Source organism: Citrobacter sp. Cf132, assembly GCF_030333885.1.
GTDB classification, from domain to species: domain Bacteria; phylum Pseudomonadota; class Gammaproteobacteria; order Enterobacterales; family Enterobacteriaceae; genus Citrobacter; species Citrobacter freundii.
On sequence record NZ_JAOWFA010000055.1, the window covers coordinates 158,990 to 177,173 of the forward strand.

General features: G+C 50.3%; 12 protein-coding genes and 3 pseudogenes. All 15 read right to left on the bottom strand.

Annotation, left to right across the window (positions count from 1 at the left end):
- Positions 1 to 14: 14 nt before the first annotated feature.
- The gene (locus OGV85_RS13170; RefSeq protein ID WP_286553639.1) at positions 15 to 1,325 is read right to left on the bottom strand and encodes an L-cysteine desulfidase family protein; all 1,311 of its coding nucleotides are present in this window, start codon (positions 1,323 to 1,325) and stop codon (positions 15 to 17) included.
- 24 nt (positions 1,326 to 1,349) lie between these two features.
- Positions 1,350 to 2,681, bottom strand: coding sequence for an SLC5/6 family protein (locus OGV85_RS13175; protein WP_016151027.1), 1,332 nt, complete (start codon positions 2,679 to 2,681; stop codon positions 1,350 to 1,352).
- A 282-nt stretch (positions 2,682 to 2,963) separates the two neighbouring features.
- Positions 2,964 to 4,328, bottom strand: coding sequence for an L-serine ammonia-lyase (gene tdcG, locus OGV85_RS13180; RefSeq protein ID WP_003024868.1), 1,365 nt, complete (start codon positions 4,326 to 4,328; stop codon positions 2,964 to 2,966).
- An 87-nt stretch (positions 4,329 to 4,415) separates the two neighbouring features.
- On the bottom strand, positions 4,416 to 4,811 hold the full coding sequence (locus OGV85_RS13185; protein WP_003024870.1) for an enamine/imine deaminase: 396 nt from the start codon (positions 4,809 to 4,811) through the stop codon (positions 4,416 to 4,418).
- A 13-nt stretch (positions 4,812 to 4,824) separates the two neighbouring features.
- Entirely contained in the window at positions 4,825 to 7,119 is a 2,295-nt protein-coding gene (gene pflB / locus OGV85_RS13190) for a formate C-acetyltransferase (RefSeq protein WP_286553642.1), read from the bottom strand.
- Between the two features lie 28 nt (positions 7,120 to 7,147).
- A complete protein-coding gene (gene tdcD / locus OGV85_RS13195; RefSeq protein WP_048218689.1) occupies positions 7,148 to 8,356 on the bottom strand; it encodes a propionate kinase in 1,209 nt (402 codons plus the stop codon).
- A gap of 31 nt (positions 8,357 to 8,387) precedes the next feature.
- Positions 8,388 to 9,719 (bottom strand): threonine/serine transporter TdcC, encoded by a 1,332-nt coding sequence (gene tdcC, locus OGV85_RS13200; RefSeq protein ID WP_003024875.1) that lies wholly within the window; start codon positions 9,717 to 9,719, stop codon positions 8,388 to 8,390.
- 22 nt (positions 9,720 to 9,741) lie between these two features.
- Positions 9,742 to 10,731, bottom strand: a complete 990-nt coding sequence (gene tdcB / locus OGV85_RS13205) for a bifunctional threonine ammonia-lyase/L-serine ammonia-lyase TdcB (protein WP_003024877.1) — start codon at positions 10,729 to 10,731, stop codon at positions 9,742 to 9,744.
- A 98-nt stretch (positions 10,732 to 10,829) separates the two neighbouring features.
- Positions 10,830 to 11,768, bottom strand: coding sequence for a transcriptional regulator TdcA (gene tdcA / locus OGV85_RS13210; protein WP_003024882.1), 939 nt, complete (start codon positions 11,766 to 11,768; stop codon positions 10,830 to 10,832).
- Between the two features lie 844 nt (positions 11,769 to 12,612).
- Positions 12,613 to 12,828 (bottom strand): annotated as a pseudogene (locus OGV85_RS13215) (integrase core domain-containing protein); the annotation flags it as partial.
- A 7-nt stretch (positions 12,829 to 12,835) separates the two neighbouring features.
- Positions 12,836 to 13,906: an IS110 family RNA-guided transposase gene (locus OGV85_RS13220; protein ID WP_001180633.1), complete on the bottom strand. Its 1,071-nt coding sequence runs from the start codon at positions 13,904 to 13,906 to the stop codon at positions 12,836 to 12,838.
- A gap of 211 nt (positions 13,907 to 14,117) precedes the next feature.
- A pseudogene (locus tag OGV85_RS13225) lies at positions 14,118 to 14,390 on the bottom strand (DDE-type integrase/transposase/recombinase); the annotation flags it as partial.
- An 80-nt stretch (positions 14,391 to 14,470) separates the two neighbouring features.
- Positions 14,471 to 15,979 carry a group II intron reverse transcriptase/maturase gene (gene ltrA / locus OGV85_RS13230; protein ID WP_001189111.1) on the bottom strand — a complete coding sequence of 503 codons (1,509 nt, stop codon included), beginning with the start codon at positions 15,977 to 15,979 and terminating at the stop codon, positions 14,471 to 14,473.
- Positions 15,980 to 16,651: 672 nt separating this feature from the next.
- Positions 16,652 to 17,077: pseudogene (locus OGV85_RS13235) on the bottom strand (transposase domain-containing protein); the annotation flags it as partial.
- Between the two features lie 9 nt (positions 17,078 to 17,086).
- A partial coding sequence (locus OGV85_RS13240) for an IS30-like element IS30 family transposase (protein WP_074526864.1) occupies positions 17,087 to 18,184 on the bottom strand: 1,098 nt, incomplete at its 5' end.

The window sequence follows — 18,184 nt, forward strand, 5'->3', positions numbered from 1 at the left end:
ACCCGACCTGGAGATTAATGCGCCTTACTGGCCATGATCTCAATGATCTGCTTGTCGGTTTCCTGCATCGACCGACACGCCAGCGCACACAGGTTAGCGATAGATTGTTCCACGTTATGCGCCACAATCCCTTCGTTTCCGGTTACGGCAGTATCATCCAGTGCCATCAGCACCGCTTTCCACGCCGCAGATGCGCTGGTTGAGACTTTCATCGCGCAGCTGTTTGAAGCGCCATCGCAAATCATTCCGCTCACGTCGCCAATCATGCTGCTGATCGCCATCGCGATGGTGTTGTAGCGGCCATCCACGATCCATGCCATCCCCGCTGCTGCGCCCATCGCCGCCGTGGTTGCCGCGCATAGCGCAGACAAACGCGGAAGCTGATGATGGATGTAAATAGCGCTCAGGTGAGACAACATCAGCGCCCGCGCCAGTTTCTCCTCATCCGCGCCAAAGTGCTCGGCCACCACCATGACCGGAACAGTCGCGGTAATACCCTGATTGCCGGATCCGGAGTTGCTCATGGCCGGCAGCGTCGCCCCGCCCATTCGCGCATCCGATGCCGCACTGGTACGGATCAAAATAGAGGTGGAGAGATCGTTCGCCAGCAGGCCACGCGCGCACTGCTTCTCAAGCGTGGTTCCGATGTGCAAGCCCCAGTTACCGCGCAGCCCTTCCTGAGACAGCGCACCGTTCAGCTTTGCCGCGTCGAGGATAAAGCGGATCGACTCAAACGGTACCGCGTTCACGAACGCCAGAATCTCTTCCAGCGATGTGTGAGACAATACCGCCAGCGGCGACTCCAGCTCCTCTTCCTGAGCATTCTGTTCTGTGGTGAACACTACACCCTTATTGGTCTCGATGTGGACTATGTTGGTATGACCGCCCACAATCGTCACGCACGCCCATCCTTCAGCGCTGTAAACTTTCGCGCGGGAAAAGAGGATATCCTCGCAAGGTTCCTGCAGCATCACCGCAACCTTGCCAGCGCTCAACATCGCTTTCGCATCAGCGATTGCTTGGGGCGACGCATCTTTCAGTACCTCTAAACCAGCACGGGCATTTCCCCCCAGCGCACCCAGCACCGCCGCGACAGGTAACCCGACCATTCCAGTACCCGGCACGGTAACGCCCATGCCGTTTTTCATCAGGTTCGGTGAGACCCACGCATCAATACGTTCAACCGCGCCGTCCAGCTCAGAGGATGCGACCGCTGCCGCCAGCGCCAGAGAGATAGGTTCCGTACAACCCAGCGCAGGCTTAACCTCTTCCTGTACCGCGCGGATAAAACTATCCCATAATGGATTCAATGTAGTCTCAAACATAACAACAACCTTTGCTCAGATAACTCAGGAAAATGCCAGGAACGGAGAAACGCACAGCAGCAGGCCCGTGATAATAATCAGATACAGGGAAGCGCCTTTGTATTTGTGCAGTGAAGGAACTTTGTAGACCAGCCAGGCCGGGATCAGACAACCCACCATGCCGAAGATAGGACTACAAATAGAGGTGAAGCTCAGTACCGGCGCATTGAGCACAATTGCACTCCAGGCCAGCAGGATGGCAAAAATCATAATGCCGCGCTGAACCAGGGTTTCGTTGATTTTCTCGGCTGGCATTTTGCGGCGCAGCACGTTCATTACGATCCCCTGAGTCGCTTCACGGAAACCTAAGTAGACGCCGAAGAAAGCGGTCATAACGGCAAAGATGTTCAAAACTACGCTGACGATTTTCACCCAACCAGCACCCGCACCGCTGATAAACTGCGCGGCAATCGCCAGAGCGGAAATATTCTGCTCATAAGCTTTAACCGCTTCGTCATGGCCCATCGCCAACGTGAAGGAAACGGCGTAGAAAAAGACGGTCACGAACAGAATGCCGAACGCGATATTCATCGCTCGCAGGGCTTTATGGCGCGCCACTTCAATGGATTTATTGCGAGAACGATACGAGATAACCATCGGGCTTAATGTCTGAATAAACAGAATTGAGGTCAGCGTAAATGGCAACGTTATGATCGCGTTTTTGATCAGCAGCGCCATCGGCGGCAGTAAACCTACGTTATACAAATGCCACATCCCAACCATCGATACGCCAAGCGCTGCCACTACCAGCAGCTTGGTCAGCACCATGCCGGTGGAGATTTTAAACAGCAGTTTTTCCCCGCGTGACGAGATGGCCACCAGGATGCAAATCAGCACCAGGCCATAGAACGGGCTGTCGGACAGTAAACCTTCAGTAACGCCAAACGTGTGCAGATAAGAGGCGCTATCGTTGGTGATGGCGGTGGAATAGACAAACATCCAGATAACCAGCATCACAAAATACAACGCACCTAACAGGATGCCCCAGTTCTTACCCAGATAGCCGCTGATCACGCTCGGGTAGTCTTTACACTCTGGGGACTCAGCCAGCGTGTTGATAAACAGGCGCTGGAACAAATACATGGCTGGATAGCCGATGATAGAAGAGAGTAAGAACACCCACAGCCCCATCAATCCTACCTGGACGGGAAGAAAAACAATCCCCGCGCCAATTGCCATACCGATACTCATAATGACCCAGCCAGTGTCCATGCTGTCGAATTTAATGGCTTCACGCCATTCACTTTCGGTCATCCCCGCCCGACGCGCCGGAGCAGATGCGTCGAGTATTACGCTGTTATTCGTTGCCGTTTCCATAAAAATCTCGCTCAAAATGTAGGGTAAGGTTTTATTATTTTTCCGTTCCGCATCAATGCGATACGCGGTACGAGTCGTGCAGGCGAGTTCGTTAGAATGGAGAAATCATACGCCGAGGGTCAGAGAAAAACTTCACATAAATACCCACTCATTTCATAATGTTTAATAAAATTTTTCTATTTTATATTTACAAAATGGGATTAATCTCCCTTTTTGAAGCGGATCACAACAAAAAAAGGGCGCACTCAAGTGCGCCCAAAGGAGAAATAAACACAAATTTAGTTAAGTGCAAATCACTTTGATAGCCAGACCACCACGTGACGTTTCACGGTATTTGTCGTTCATATCTTTGCCCGTTTCATACATGGTCTCGATCACTTTATCGAGCGAAACGCGTGGCTCAGATGTTCGACGTAGCGCCATACGCGCGGCGTTGACGGCTTTTACCGCGTTGATCGCATTGCGCTCAATACACGGTATTTGTACCTGTCCGGCGACCGGATCGCAGGTCAGTCCCAGGTTATGCTCCATGGCGATTTCCGCCGCAATACACACCTGAGACGGGCTACCGCCGAGCAACTCGGTCAGCCCGGCTGCTGCCATTGAACAAGCGACGCCAATTTCCCCCTGGCAACCCACTTCGGCACCAGAAATAGAGGCATTCATCTTATACAGCGCGCCTATCGCCCCAGCGGCCAATAAGTAGCGGGCAATGGAGTTTGCATTCACCGGGCGGCGGAACTTGTCGTAATAGGCCAGGACAGCAGGGATAATCCCACATGCTCCATTGGTCGGTGCCGTCACAACCCGGCATCCGGCGGCGTTTTCTTCGCTCACGGCCAGCGCAAACATGTTGATCCAGTCGATAACGTTCATCGGGTCGCTGGACAGGTTATCGCTGGAAACCAGCAACCGACGTAATGCCACGGCGCGGCGCGGGACGTTCAGTGGACCCGGCAGAACGCCTTCGGTGTTCATGCCGCGCTCAATTCCAGCGTGCATAACGTCCCAAATGGCAGCAAAGCCAGCATCGATTTCTTCTTTGCTGCGCATCGCCAGTTCGTTTTGCATCATCAGGCCGGAAACAGACAGCCCGTTGCGCTCGCACAGTTTCAGCAGTTCGCTGGCGGAATGAAAATTGTAGGGTACGTGTGCTTCAACATCATGCGCCTGACCAAATTGCTCCTCTTCAACGATAAAACCACCGCCGACGGAGTAATAGGTTTTGCTTAATAGTGTCTCGGTGCCGTTCCACGCGGTGATACGCATGCCATTTTCATGGCGCGGCAGCGTTTCGGTATGAAAGAGAATATTTTCGTCTGGGGAAAAATCGACAACATGCGTGCCCTCTGCAACCGGTAAACGTCCGGTACGGGCCACTTCCTGAGTAAAACCAGCGATAGAATCTATATTAACATTTTGTGGACTGTTACCGGCCAGTCCCATCATGATGGCGACATCTGTCGCATGACCTTTTCCGGTCAAGGAAAGCGATCCATAAAGATCGACCACAATATGCGTAGCTTTGGGGAGTTCCCCGCTGCTGACCAACAGATCGATAAAGCTTTTACCTGCGTTCATTGGCCCCACGGTATGGGAGCTGGAAGGTCCAATGCCAATCTTGAAAATATCGAATGCGCTAATCATATCCACACCCTCGGATTGCCGTTCAGTGAAGACCAGGTTTCACACTCATTAAGGATCGGGGCGATCCTGAGATCGCCCCGCAAGGGATTACAGCGTGTCGCCACGTACGGCGATGGCTTCAATCTCCAGCTTCACATCCTTGGGTAAGCGGGCGACCTGCACGCAGCTGCGCGTAGGGTAGATTGCCTTATGCTCATCAAAGAACTGCTGGTACACCTGATTGATGGTGGCGAAGTCGTTCAGGTCGGAAACGAAAACGGTGGTCTTGACGATATCGCTCACTTTCAAACCTGCAGACTCGACAATCGCTTTCACGTTTTCCAGGCTTTGACGCGCCTGATCGGATACGTTTTCAGCCACTTCACCGGTCTGTGGACACACCGGGATTTGACCTGACGTCAACACCATGCTGCCCAGATCCACACCCTGTACGTAAGGCCCGATAGCCCCTGGCGCACATTCGGTTGCAATAACTTTTCTCATAGTCCCTCCGGCGTCAGAGCGCCTGGGTGAAAGTACGTGAAATAACATCCTGCTGCTGTTCACGGGTCAGCGCGTTGAAGCGCACCGCATAGCCAGACACGCGGATCGTCAGGTTCGGATAGTTTTCCGGGTGCTCAATGGCATCCATCAACATTTCACGGTTCATAACGTTAACGTTCAGATGCTGCCCACCTTCCACATGCGCTTCATGGTGGAAGTAACCGTCCAGCAGACCGACCAGGTTGGTTTTACGCACTCCATCCTCTTTGCCCAGCGCTGCCGGTACAATGGAGAAGGTGTACGAAATACCGTCTTTGGCATAGGTGAACGGTAGTTTGGCGACCGAGGTTAACGACGCCACCGCACCTTTACGATCGCGGCCGTGCATCGGGTTTGCCCCTGGCGCAAACGGCGTACCCGCGCGACGTCCGTCTGGCGTTTTACCAGTTTTCTGTCCGTACACCACGTTGGAGGTGATGGTCAGAATGGACTGCGTCGGCACCGCGTTACGGTAGGTTGGCAACACTTTAATTTTCTTCATAAAGCGTTCGACCAGGTCGCAGGCAATACTGTCTACGCGCTCGTCGTTGTTGCCGTATTGCGGATAGTCTCCTTCGATTTCAAAATCAATCGCCAGACCGTTTTCATCGCGAATCGGTTTCACGCGAGCATATTTGATAGCCGACAGAGAATCCGCCGCCACGGACAGACCCGCCATACCACAGGCCATCGTGCGATAGACATCACGATCGTGCAGCGCCATCAGCGATGCTTCGTAGCTGTACTTGTCGTGCATGTAGTGGATGATGTTCAGCGCGCTGATGTACTGCACGGCCAGCCAATCCATAAAGTGGTCCAGGCTCTCCATCACCGTGTCGTAGTCCAGCACGTCATCCATCAGTGGTGCCGTTTTCGGCCCGACCTGGATTTTCAGCTTCTCATCCACGCCGCCGTTGATTGCGTACAGTAACGTTTTAGCGAGGTTGGCACGCGCCCCGAAGAACTGCATTTGTTTGCCGATAACCATCGGGCTGACGCAGCAGGCAATGGCATAGTCATCGCTGTCAAAGTCGGCACGCATCAAATCGTCGTTTTCGTACTGTAAAGACGAGGTAATGATCGACACCTGGGCAGCATACTTTTTAAAGGCGATTGGTAGCTGTTCAGACCACAGCACCGTCAGGTTCGGCTCTGGTGCCGGGCCCATGGTGTGCAGCGTATGCAGATAGCGGAACGAGTTCTTCGTCACCAGCGTGCGGCCATCAAGCCCCATACCACCGATAACTTCGGTCGCCCAGATAGGGTCGCCTGAGAACAGGGTGTCGAATTCCGGCGTACGCAGGAAGCGCACCATACGGATCTTCATAATGAAGTGGTCGATCAGCTCCTGCGCCTGCTGCTCGTTTAAAATCCCTGCTTTGAAATCGCGCTCAATGTAGATGTCGAGGAACGATGCGGTACGGCCCAGCGACATCGCGCCGCCGTTCTGCGATTTCACCGCAGCCAGGTAAGCAAAGTACACCCACTGCACCGCTTCTTGCGCATTACGCGCCGGGCGGGAGATATCGCAGCCATACTTCGCAGCCATTTCCTGCATTTGCAGCAGAGCGCGACGGTGCTCAGACAGCTCTTCACGCAGACGAATCGTGGCTTCAAGATTCTGGCCCCACTCCAGGTTCGACTGGAGATCGGCAAACTGCAGTTCACGCTCGCGCACCAGGTAGCGAATACCGTACAGCGCCACGCGGCGATAGTCACCGATGATACGGCCACGACCATAGCCGTCCGGCAGACCGGTCAGCACGCCGGATTTACGGCAGCGCAGCATATCCGGAGAGTAGGCGTCGAATACGCCCTGGTTATGGGTTTTACGCAGTTCAGTAAACTGGTATTCAAAATCAGCATCCATCTCACGACCATAAGCATCAAAAGAGCTTTTGATCATGTTGATGCCACCAAACGGATGCAGAGCGCGCTTGAGCGGCTTATCCGTTTGCAGACCAACGATTTTTTCCAGTTCTTGTTCAATATAACCCGCATCATGCGCGGTTATCGTGGTAGCAATATTAGTATCGAAATCAACCGGCGCGTGCGTCGAGTTTTCAATACGGATGCCCGCCATCACTTTTTCCCACAATGCAGTGGTCGCAGGCGTTGCTTCGGCGAGGAAAGATTCATCCCCTTCATAAGGCGTATAGTTGTGCTGAATAAAATCACGGACATTAATTTCTTCTTTCCAGTCCGTACCTTTAAAGCCATTCCAGGCTTCGGCATACAGCATATCGCTGGTATCGATATTTACCTTCATGAAAAATAATCTCTCTGCTGAAAATTAATTATGCAAATGCTACTGGAGTATTAATTTTGCCTAACGCAATGGCATCACGTGCAATCATTTTCTCTTCATTTGTGGGAATAACCGCACAAATAACACGAGCATCTTTATTTGAGATAATTCTTTCACCATGGGAATTTGGCAGACTATTCATTTCGTTGTCGATATTCACGCCTAAAACGGCAAGGTGCTCAATAACCAGACGACGAATTAATACCGAGTTCTCACCTATTCCACCAGTGAAAATAATCCCATCAAGACGATGCAACGATGCGGCATGCCCGGCGATATGACGCGCGATACGATGCACAAACGTTTTAATCGCCAGCTGCGCACGCTCATGTCCCTCGTGCCAGGCTTTTTCTAACGTACGTAAGTCAGAAGACAAACCGGAAATACCCAGTAAACCGGACTCTTTATTCACTACGCGCTCAAGGTCGCTCAGCGTCTGGTTGGTTTCGCTGGCAATCCACGCCATCGCGCCGAAATCGACGTCGCCGCTGCGTGTCCCCATCATCAACCCTTCCAGCGGCGTCATGCCCATTGAGGTATCAACGCTCTGCCCGTTACGCACCGCACAGATTGACGCACCGTTCCCCAGGTGAGCCACAACCAGACCCGAGTCATCACTCTGCAGGTCGAGAAGGTCATGCGCTTGCTGAGAAACATAGCGATGCGACGTGCCGTGGAAGCCGTAACGACGAACGCCCAACTCTTCGAAATATTTCCACGGTAAACCGTACAAATAGGCTTCAGGGGCCATCGTCTGGTGGAAGCTTGTATCAAATACCGCAACCTGCTGTACGCCTGGGAAAAGGTGCTGAGCAGATTCGATCCCACTCAGGTTCGCATAATTATGTAACGGTGCTAGCGGCGATACCCGGCGGATATTATCAATAACTTCGTCAGTAATAATTGCTGATTCGGTAAAGATATTTCCGCCGTGTGCAATGCGGTGGCCAATTAAGGCCACGCTGTCCATTAAATTACGTTTCTCTAGTTCAACGGCAATTGCTTTTAATGCGTCTTCGTAGCTGTGGTGAGCCAGCTTAGCTGGCTCTCCTCCATTAATTGCTATGAACGCATTTTCAGAGTTAATACCGTCCGCGATTCCCGCCATTAAAACTTCACAGTTAGCTGCATCCAGCACTGAGAATTTAATGGAAGACGAACCACAGTTAATAACCAGTACTACCGGAAACTCATTCATTTCACTACTCCGCTCATCCTGAGCTTAAGGATTAAAACAGTTTGTAGACAATGTTCAGGATGGTCAGCAGACCAATCACGGTAACAAACACGTTATCCAGACGGCCACGGTATTTCGCCAGTGATGGCGCTTTACGGATGGCATACATCGGCAGCAGGCAGAGCAGAGAGGCAATAATCGGCGCGCCCATTGCTTCAATAAGGTCCAGGATGTTCGGGTTGGCGTAAGCCACAACCCAGGTGGAGCCCATGATGAAGATCATGCTGATGGTGTTCAGTTTGCCGGCGGAAACTTTGGTCTTATCGCCTTTGTAACCAAACTTCAGCACCAGACCGTTCAGACCTTCCAGCGTACCCAGGTAGTGGCCGAAGAACGATTTGAAGATAGCAACCAGGGCGATAATAGAAGCACCGTATTCCAGAACGGTCGCGAAGGTGGACTTCGTCCCGGACAGTGAAGCGAAGTGGTTCGCCAGATAAGACAGTACTGGAATGTTCTGCGCTTTCGCATCCGCCATGTTTGCCGGAGACAGCGTGAACAGGCAGCTAAAGGCGAAGAACATTACCACCGCAACCATCAGCATACTGGCGCGGGAGATGATTTTAGAACATTTCTGCTCGGTAAATTCGCGACCGAAATCTTTCTCATACTCTTCGCGTTTAGAGACCACGAAGGAAGAAACGATTGGCGAGAAGTTGAAAGAGAACACCATGATGGAAATACCCAGCCATACGGTAACCAGGATGCCGTCATGGCCAGTCAGAGCGATATTGCTGATATCAACCTGATCGATAACCGCAGAGTTCCAGTAAGGAATCAGTGACAGAGAGATAAGCACCAGGCTGGCAATGAACGGCCATACCAGGTAGCTCATCACTTTAACCATCAGATCTTTACCAAACCAGATGACGAATGCCATCAGCAGCAACAGGAACAGCGCCACGAAGCCACGGTTCAATGCTGGCATTTGCAGCTGGTTTTCCCAGAAGGTCATAAAGGTGTTGGTAATGGTGACGCCATAAATCCACAGCAGCGGACAAATCGCAAAGAAGTAGAGGAACGTGATAACCACGCCGCCCGTTTTACCAAAGTGCTCTTCAACCGTTTCTGTGATGTTACCGGAAGGATTAGAACCGGAAAGACACAGGCGTGCCAGCGCACGGTGGCAATAGAACGCGATGGGGTATGCTAACACCAGCATGATCAGAATGGGGATCAGTCCGCCAAAACCTGCGCGGATAGGGAAGAACAGCACCCCAGCGCCGATGGCTGTACCAAATAAACCCAGTGTCCAGGTGGTGTCCGATTTGCGCCAGGACGACTGTTTTGTCTGGCTGGATACAATGCTATCAGTAGTACTCATATCCTATCCTCAACGAAGTATATTAAGCGTCAACTAAACCAGTAATTTGAGATACACGAGAAAGGTCGATATTACCGCCAGAAATAATGCTGACTGTTTTTCTGTTCTGGATATAGCTATCTAATTTCCCGCTTAATAATGCTGCGCATGCCAGCGCACCGGCACCTTCAGTTACAACTTTATTTCGCTGAATTAATGCCACCATGCTGTTGCGAATTTCATCTTCGCTGACCAGGACAATGTCATCCACCAACTCACGAACGATTTCATACGTTAAAGTACCCGGGCGAGAGACGTCACAACCATCTGCCAGGGTGCCGGTCGTTCGGTGCGTGGTTATTTCTCCAGCGTGGAAAGAAGCCGCCATGCCGTGAACGTTTTCAGACTGCACGCCAATAATTTTAATGGTCGGGTTAATAGATTTAATTGCCACCGCAATACCCGCAATCAGTCCACCACCGCCAATTGGCACAATCACGTTATCGACATCGTACAGATCTTCCAGAATTTCCAGACCAATAGTGCCCTGACCAGCAATAACTTTCGGGTCATCATATGGTGGAATAAAGATACGGCCTTCCGTTTCCACAATCTCGCTAACCTTAGCGATGGTGTCGTTGAAGTTGTCGCCATGCAGCACAACTTCCGCGGAATAATCGCAGGTTGCCGCTACTTTAGACTTCGGTGCGCCTTTCGGCATCACCACTTTGCCGTCGATACCGAGCATAGCGCAGGAGAGAGAAACCCCTTGCGCATGGTTACCTGCAGAGCAAGCCACCACGCCCTTCATTCTTTCTGCTTCTGTTAAGGAACTGAGCTTGTTAAAAGCGCCACGGATTTTAAATGAACCGGTACGCTGCATGTTTTCAAACTTGAGGAAAATTTCCCCTTTGCAACGTTCACTAAAATAGTTAGAGCGAGGCATTCCCGTTTTATAAATTTTCCCCGCCAGTCTTTTTTTCGCTTCGAGGATATCTTCAATTGCAACTGGGAGATCGTATGTAATGTGCATTAGAACCTCTTACTAGGGTATTAAAGTAAATAGATAGCCGTGACCATTGTCAGATATAGACAGATGGCGTTTATTTTTTGTTAAAACAATTTCAATCTTTAATCAATTTCAATTAATTGCCTTCGTCTCCGACAATTATATGATGAATACTCTTTGGCTAATTCCACCAAAATAGATGCTGCTTTTTTAATTCGATAATTTTTCGACCACACGGCGGCGTAACGCGCGACGGGTAAAGTTTCTTGTACCGGGATAGTAATAAACTGGTTTGAGCCAAACGGTGTGGTCATATCGCAGGGAATTACTGTTAAGAAATCAGCATTGAGAACAAGATTATAAATGGTGACGACGGAGTCAGTATTAACGATGTTTTCACTGCTGATGCCATTATTCTGTAACGTGGTAAGAAGTTCGCTGTAGTACCCCATATTCGTTTGTGGCAACACCCACTGTTCGTTTTTCAACGCGCTCAGCGAGGTGATGCCGGTGCATGTTCGGGACTTGCTGGCAACCAGGATAAAGTCTGACTCAAAGAGCGGCTCCACATGCAGATCGTGCAGTTTCATCTCATCGCTCAGCGTACCGATGGCAAAATCCAGACGCCCGTCACGGATTGCCGGTAAGAACGAGGAGAGCTGAGCTTCATACATAGAAACCTGTGCTTTCGGGAATACCTCTTTGAATTTTTTAATCATGCCGGACATGATGGTGAAGGCAATCAGTGAAGGAAAACCAAACGACACATCAACGACCGCATTGCTCGTCATGCTGTTCATCTCATCAACCATGTTTTTCATTTCACGGGTAATTGATTCAGACCATGAGAGCATCACCTGACCTGCCTGAGTCAATGTCACACCAGTATTTTTACGCACAACTAACTCAATACCAAAATAAGCCTCAACATCGTTGATGATTTTACTGACAGCGGGTTGAGTTAAACCTAATTCTTTTGCAGCTGAGCCGATAGAACCGCTTCTAATGACTTCCTGAAAGACCACTAAGTGCTGTGTTTTAGGGAGTGTAATAGTATTCATATCGACCTGCGTTAATTACTTTGTTGACGGCAGGAAGTGTATCAAATTAAGCAAACAAGGATATGTGCTACCCCTCACAAATCCCCTTGACTTACATTTTGTAAGACTATTATGAAAATTGAAATCCTTTATTAATCAGATAGATATTAAATACCAATCTCACTTTACCCTGACTTTAATCAAAAAAAGATGGGGGGATAACGATTTTTTATGGCTATAACATCGCCATTTTATCTGTTATTTCTAAAAACCAGGAAAGGCTATATTTCAATCAATTACAGCGCAATTATCGGGCAGAATGACACTTAAATTTAATGAGTAATTTATCAAATATAATTATATTTTACCGTTTGTGGTAATTAAATAACGCCATGCATCACATTTTTTCGCCATATTTGTTTGTAAAGAAACATTGCGTTTATTAAAATTCAATCTATACGATACAAATAATTATCATATTCAACATTATATTAACACTAATTTTGTACACTTTATTAGCGCGTAATTTTGTGATGGTGATCGATTGCGTTCTATTATTCTCGATAAAAACGTATCGCGCAGCGTTTTGTGCTAGCCATCACAAAAACGGAAATATCCCACAACGCATTCCCTCAAATAAAAGACGTTCAGCGCATAAATAAAAGTCAAATAAAGAGTAGATGAAGAGAAAATAAACGCCAGAATCGTGTTAAACCAAGCGTAACGCGACAGGTAAAACGTCTGCCGGATGGCGGTGTAAACACCTTATCCGGCCTACAAAACCCGTTCCAGCCATCCCTGTAGGCCTGATAAGCGCAGCGCCATCAGGCATAACAACCTGCCCAGAAAGCAAAAACTGTAGTGGTCAACTAAAACAGGCCACGGCTTTAGAGTTTTTCCAGTATCGGTTTTCCGATTCGTTTGGGGGCAACCCACCGTTATAGTCATGCGGCCTTAGCGAGCTGTAATACCCGACGATATAGTCTGTGATCGCATGAGCAGCATCGCTAAAGTTTATATAACCTGTCACTGGCACCCACTCGTTTTTCAGACTACGGAAGAAGCGTTCCATCGGGCTGTTGACGCTCCTATGTCAAGAGCGGGCGATTGGCATATGTGAGATCTGATAAAATCAATGGGTAGAGTTCACGGACGATGTAGCGTTTTAGACATCTCAGGATCTCTTTGGTCGATAGCCCTTCACCAGTTCGTCTGTCGACATAGATTCTTGTCCGCGGATCACTTCGCATACGCACAAGGGCTATTGTCCACAGGGCATTGTTTGCTTCACGTGAGCCACCTCGATTTAATCTGTGCCTGACTGTTTTTCCTGATGATGCTGGCAGCGGATTTACGCCACAAAGCGATGCCAGTGCTGCTTCATTTTTTAAACGTTCGGGATTATCACCTGCAACTGCCAGCAGTGTGGCTGCCGTCTGTGGCCCTACGCCAAACTGGCTACGAAGGTTACTGGCATATTTACGGGTCAGTTTATCCAGCGATTCGTCCAGTTCATTCAACTCTTCAGTCAGTGCCCCCCATCGTTTCGCAAGGCTTCTAAGCGTGCTGTACAGAGCTATACGCAGTGGAGAGTACTCTGATACTTCGCAGTTAATACAGGCAGCTACGCACTCGTGTGGTTTCGATTTCCAGAGTTTGTCGCGGACATCCTGCGGTGCACTAACCAGCAGCGAACGAAGCTGGTTAATCGCCTGAGTACGGGCTTTTACAGCGCTACGTCGGGCAACGCTAATTATCCGGAGAGCTTCACACGCGCCGGATTGCATTTTGGGTATGGCTTTGCTGCTCCCCGAAAGTACGGTGCGGGCTGCATTCTCTGCATCCAGTGGATCTGACTTTCCTTCAAGGCGGCGTTTTGAGCGGTCTGGTCGGTTAACTTCAACAACATAAATACTATTTTTAATAAGAAAACGTGTTAATGCAGCACCATAAGTTCCGGTTCCTTCAATACCTGCTCGTTCGAGAACTCCAAAAGATTTAGCCCAATCAAATAGCTCCTGATAGCCAATTTGATTTGTTTGAATAATGCGAGTACCAAGCAGCTTACCCGCCTGACTGATAACAGCACCGACATGAATATCAAGGTGTGTATCGACACCCAGGATCACGCTTTCAGGAGATTGAAAATTGTTTTGCATGGTTTACCCCCCAGATATCAGTAGCACAACCATCCCCATCGCAGGACAGGACACTCAAGATGCAGCACAAAGCTCCTATCAGGTCACAAACGCTGGGCCCGGCTATGCCCGGGAAATACCAGAATCGGACGACAGGTCAACACAAAGGCATTCGAGCCAATCCCAGCACGGGTCAGTCCGATCCGGTATTTGAAAGTATATTAGAATGAGTGTCCCAACAGTTTCCACGTCGGCTCATACTCTGCCTGATCTGGCAACGCCACAGTAACTGCCGGAACTGCCTGCTTGTATAGTGGCTACCCTGGTCACTGTGGAACATCACTCCGGCTGGTTTACCGCGAGCTTCCCACGCCATTTCCAGCGCTCTGATGGTCAGCTTGCTATCCGGCGAGAATGACATTGCCCAGCCCACTGGTTTCCTTGCGAACAGATCGAGAACAACTGCAAGGTAAGCCCAACGCTTGCCTGTCCAGAGTAGAGTAAGAGGCAGGGCGTAGTCGGACTATTTCCCTGCCTCTCCTCCCCGAACCGGACGTGCACCTTTCAGCGCATCCGGCTCTCCATTTAAATGCTGGCGAACGCCATTGCCACTTCTGTAAAGCGCGATGTATACGTGTTTCTGGTCTCCGTCCTCAGATAGGGATTACCTTCGGGTAGCCGCCAGCGGAACAGCTTCTTGCCTTGCCCCACCAACCGGTACAGTATTTCGCCGCTGAGCTTGCCGTGATTGGTTTTACCAAATAAAACCCACGTTTTGCTCTGACCCGGTTTCGGTGATTTACACCACCACCTCATCAGGGAAGCGATACCTGTACGGTATTTGCGGGCCAGCCAGTGAGCCAGCTTCCAGAACACGACACGGTCGATATAACTGAAGACTTTGGCCTTAAAATCAACGAACTGATAGAACATGGCCCAGCCTTTCAGTTTTCGGTTGAGTTGTTCAGCCATATCGACTTTGCTTTCACTGTAGTTGCCTGATAACAGTGCTGTCAGCGATGCGGCGAAGTTTCTGGCTTTCTCCTGCGGGATCGTTGAGACCACTCGCATCTCGCCATAACGACTGCGTTTGCGAATGATCCTGTGCCCCAGAAAGATAAAGCCGTCATTAACATGGGTGATTTTAGTCTTATCCATGTTCAGCCTGAGTTTCAGACTGCCTTCGAGCACACCCCGACACTCCTCCCTGATGGCTTCCGCCTGTGCTTTGGTGCCTTTGACGATGAGGACAAAATCATCGGCATAGCGGCAGTACGCCACCGCGGGTTTCCACTGCCAGTTTTCTCTGACCGCCGTACTTCGGCCCCGTTGGATACTGTTATTCCAGTACCACCGATCTTTTCTGGCTTTCCCGCTCAGGTAGCGCTCATGCAGGTATTGATCGAACTCATTCAGCATGATGTTCGATAATAGCGGCGATATAACACCGCCCTGTGGTACACCTTCACTGGCCGCCCGAAAGAGACCGACATCGATATGTCCCGCCTTGATGGTTTTCCACAGCAGAGTCATGAAACGTGCGTCACTGATCCTGCGGCGTACAGCCTTCATCAGCAGTCGATGATGTACGGTGTCGAAGTAACTGGACAGGTCGCCTTCAATCACCCAGCGTCCCCGGGTTTCACCACAGTCTGTGAGCTGTAATTTCACCGTGCGGATCGCGTGGTGGACACTGCGCTCAGGCCGGAAGCCATATGAGAGCGTATGAAAATCACTCTCCCATATCGGCTCCATCGCCATCAGCATGGCCCGCTGAACAATACGATCCCGCAACGCGGGGATACCCAGTGGTCGCAGTTTGCCGTTGCTTTTAGGGATGTAAACCCGTCTGGCGGGCAAGGGCTGGTAGTGGCCTGAGAGTAATTCATCCCTGAGGATTTGCAGCTCAACAGCCAGTCTGGCCTGTAGCATTGTTTTGTTCACGCCATCAACGCCGGGGGTATGGGCCCCCTTTGATGAAAGCGTGATCCGCGCCGCTTCAGCCAGCCATTCTGGTTGTGTTATCAGACGCAGCAGCCGTTGAATCCGTAGGGACGGATCGGTGGCTGCCCATGTGGCAAGCTTGCGTTGCATTTCGCTGATTATCAAAGGTCTTCACCTCGTTAGGTCAGTTAATTCACGTCGCAAACACATTCAAACTGCTTCCCTTCGCCATGTAATGGGCTTTCCCCATCGCGGACTACTACGGAAGCTCCGCCAGCCAGCGCGTCATCGGAGCCATGCCCCCTTAACATCCGTCGCTGACCTTCCCCGGTTTACCTGCCTGGACTCAGGCATACTGAGGAGGCTGCCCGTCGCACTCTTTATCCTTGCTTGCCGCAAGTTGGCAGAAGTCAGCAACGCAAGCGTGATAGACGCTGCTGCCCCGGTGTTTCGCATACATGTCAAAACACCTTCGACCGGCAGTGCTTACGTATCACTGCCAGTTCCTCCTGCACGGCCTGTCAGATCACGTAGGCCGTGGTGACGTTTTCAACCCACAGAGGCGGATTAACGGGTTCATGTTCTTCAGCCTTTCAGTACTTAACCTTGAGGATCATCTCGGCTTAGTGATCTCGCCTCAATCCCCGTTGTCAGCGGGTTACATCACCCTGCGGGCATGCCGCAGGTCACTGCCGCTCAGGTTCTCCACCGTCACACCCGGTGGGATTGTTGGGTTTCTCATCGTGAGTTACCGGTTCAATATTCCAGACAGACTCGCGGTTCATTTAAGCATCCATGCCCGCCCTGAACTCCGGGCACACTGTACGTCACATCGCCGCACCACACCTGGTTAGGTTCTGTCACTGCGAACTGTCGCTCAAGGCGATTCGGGATAGCGATGTGTTCATGACCAACACGTTTATACCGGTGGGTAGGCTGCTGACAACTCACCAGCCCCAGTTCTTTCATGAGCCTGCCAGCAAGCCAGCGTCCCATTCTGAAGCCTCTCAGGGTTGCCATAATGGCGATACTTCTTGCGCCAGCAGAGCCATGGCTGATGTTATGCAGCTCCCGAACCTGGCTGCGTAACACAGCTCGCCAGCCGTCTGGCTTTTCGGCGCTTTTCTCCCAGTATTTGTAGCTACTGCGATGAACCCCGAACACGTGGCAGAGTGTGACCACAGGATACTGCGCTCTGAGTTTCCCGATTAACGAGAATTGTTCAGGGAGTCTGACATCAAGAGCGCGGTTGTAGATTCAATCTGTCAATGCAACACCCCTTTCAATTATCTCTTTCGGTGTTTTGAACTTCAGTGTCTTTCTCGGTCTGTTGTTTAGCTGAGCAGCAACCAGATCTAGTTCATGTTGAGTATATTGGGCAAGACATGTCTTTTTAGGAAAGTACTGCCGAATTAGCCCATTTGTGTTCTCATTTGTTCCCCGCTGCCAAGGACTCTGAGGATCGCAGAAGTAAACTTTAACGCCGGTGCTGACAGTAAATTCTAGATGTCTGGCCAGTTCCATTCCTCTGTCCCATGTCAGTGATTTTCTGAGTTCTGACGGTAAACTCAGGAATTTGTCGGTAAGAGCCTGATTTACTGAGACAGAATCTTTGCCCCTGAGTCTAAGGATGATCGTATAACGTGATTTTCGGTCTACAAGTGTGGCTATATGAGAGTTTTTTGTACCTGAGACTAAATCGCCCTCCCAATGCCCCAGAGAGCGTCTGTTATCGATATTTCGGGAACGTTCGTGAATTGGTGTTCCGTTCACTATGTTAATCGTACCTCTTTCGCCTTTGCGGGTATGACGCCTGCCATGGCGAAGGCTATGCGACCGTCGCAGATGCTGTATATTCAGGTGGTGTAGCGCTTCACGGCTACGAAAGTACAGCGTTTTATAAATTGTCTCAGGTGATATTCGCAGCGTTTTTTGACGTGGTTTTGTTCGCCTTAACCATCCTGATATTTGCTCTGGAGACCATTTCATCTCCAGCTTTTCCAGAACAAGCTTTCGCAATGGTAAATTTTGATCCAGTAAGCACGGTTTTGGCCTTTTCGCCATTCTGTTGGCTCGGTTATTAGCATCAACAGCTTTGTAATAGCGTCTGCCCCGATTACGCTGAACTTCACGTGAGATCGTCGAAGGACTGCGATTCAGCGCAGTAGCTATCGCACGAATGCTCATTTTGGCTGACAAACCAGCTCGTATCTCCTCGCGCTCAGACAGTGTCAGGTGAGCTACAGCCCGCTTACGCTCATGGGGTTTTATGCCGCCAGTATCCCTTAACATAGTGAAGATCGTTCCGGGTTTTGAACCCAGGATATTCGCTATTTCACTGAAGCCTGTTCCGTT

Bases quoted from the DNA above. Each gene is read 5' to 3' on its own strand.
- OGV85_RS13170 (WP_286553639.1), bottom strand. From the start codon at position 1,325: ATGTTTGAGACTACATTGAATCCATTATGGGATAGTTTTATCCGCGCG.
- OGV85_RS13175 (WP_016151027.1), bottom strand. From the start codon at position 2,681: ATGGAAACGGCAACGAATAACAGCGTAATACTCGACGCATCTGCTCCG.
- tdcG (WP_003024868.1), bottom strand. From the start codon at position 4,328: ATGATTAGCGCATTCGATATTTTCAAGATTGGCATTGGACCTTCCAGC.
- OGV85_RS13185 (WP_003024870.1), bottom strand. From the start codon at position 4,811: ATGAGAAAAGTTATTGCAACCGAATGTGCGCCAGGGGCTATCGGGCCT.
- pflB (WP_286553642.1), bottom strand. From the start codon at position 7,119: ATGAAGGTAAATATCGATACCAGCGATATGCTGTATGCCGAAGCCTGG.
- tdcD (WP_048218689.1), bottom strand. From the start codon at position 8,356: ATGAATGAGTTTCCGGTAGTACTGGTTATTAACTGTGGTTCGTCTTCC.
- tdcC (WP_003024875.1), bottom strand. From the start codon at position 9,719: ATGAGTACTACTGATAGCATTGTATCCAGCCAGACAAAACAGTCGTCC.
- tdcB (WP_003024877.1), bottom strand. From the start codon at position 10,731: ATGCACATTACATACGATCTCCCAGTTGCAATTGAAGATATCCTCGAA.
- tdcA (WP_003024882.1), bottom strand. From the start codon at position 11,768: ATGAATACTATTACACTCCCTAAAACACAGCACTTAGTGGTCTTTCAG.
- OGV85_RS13220 (WP_001180633.1), bottom strand. From the start codon at position 13,906: ATGCAAAACAATTTTCAATCTCCTGAAAGCGTGATCCTGGGTGTCGAT.
- ltrA (WP_001189111.1), bottom strand. From the start codon at position 15,979: ATGCAACGCAAGCTTGCCACATGGGCAGCCACCGATCCGTCCCTACGG.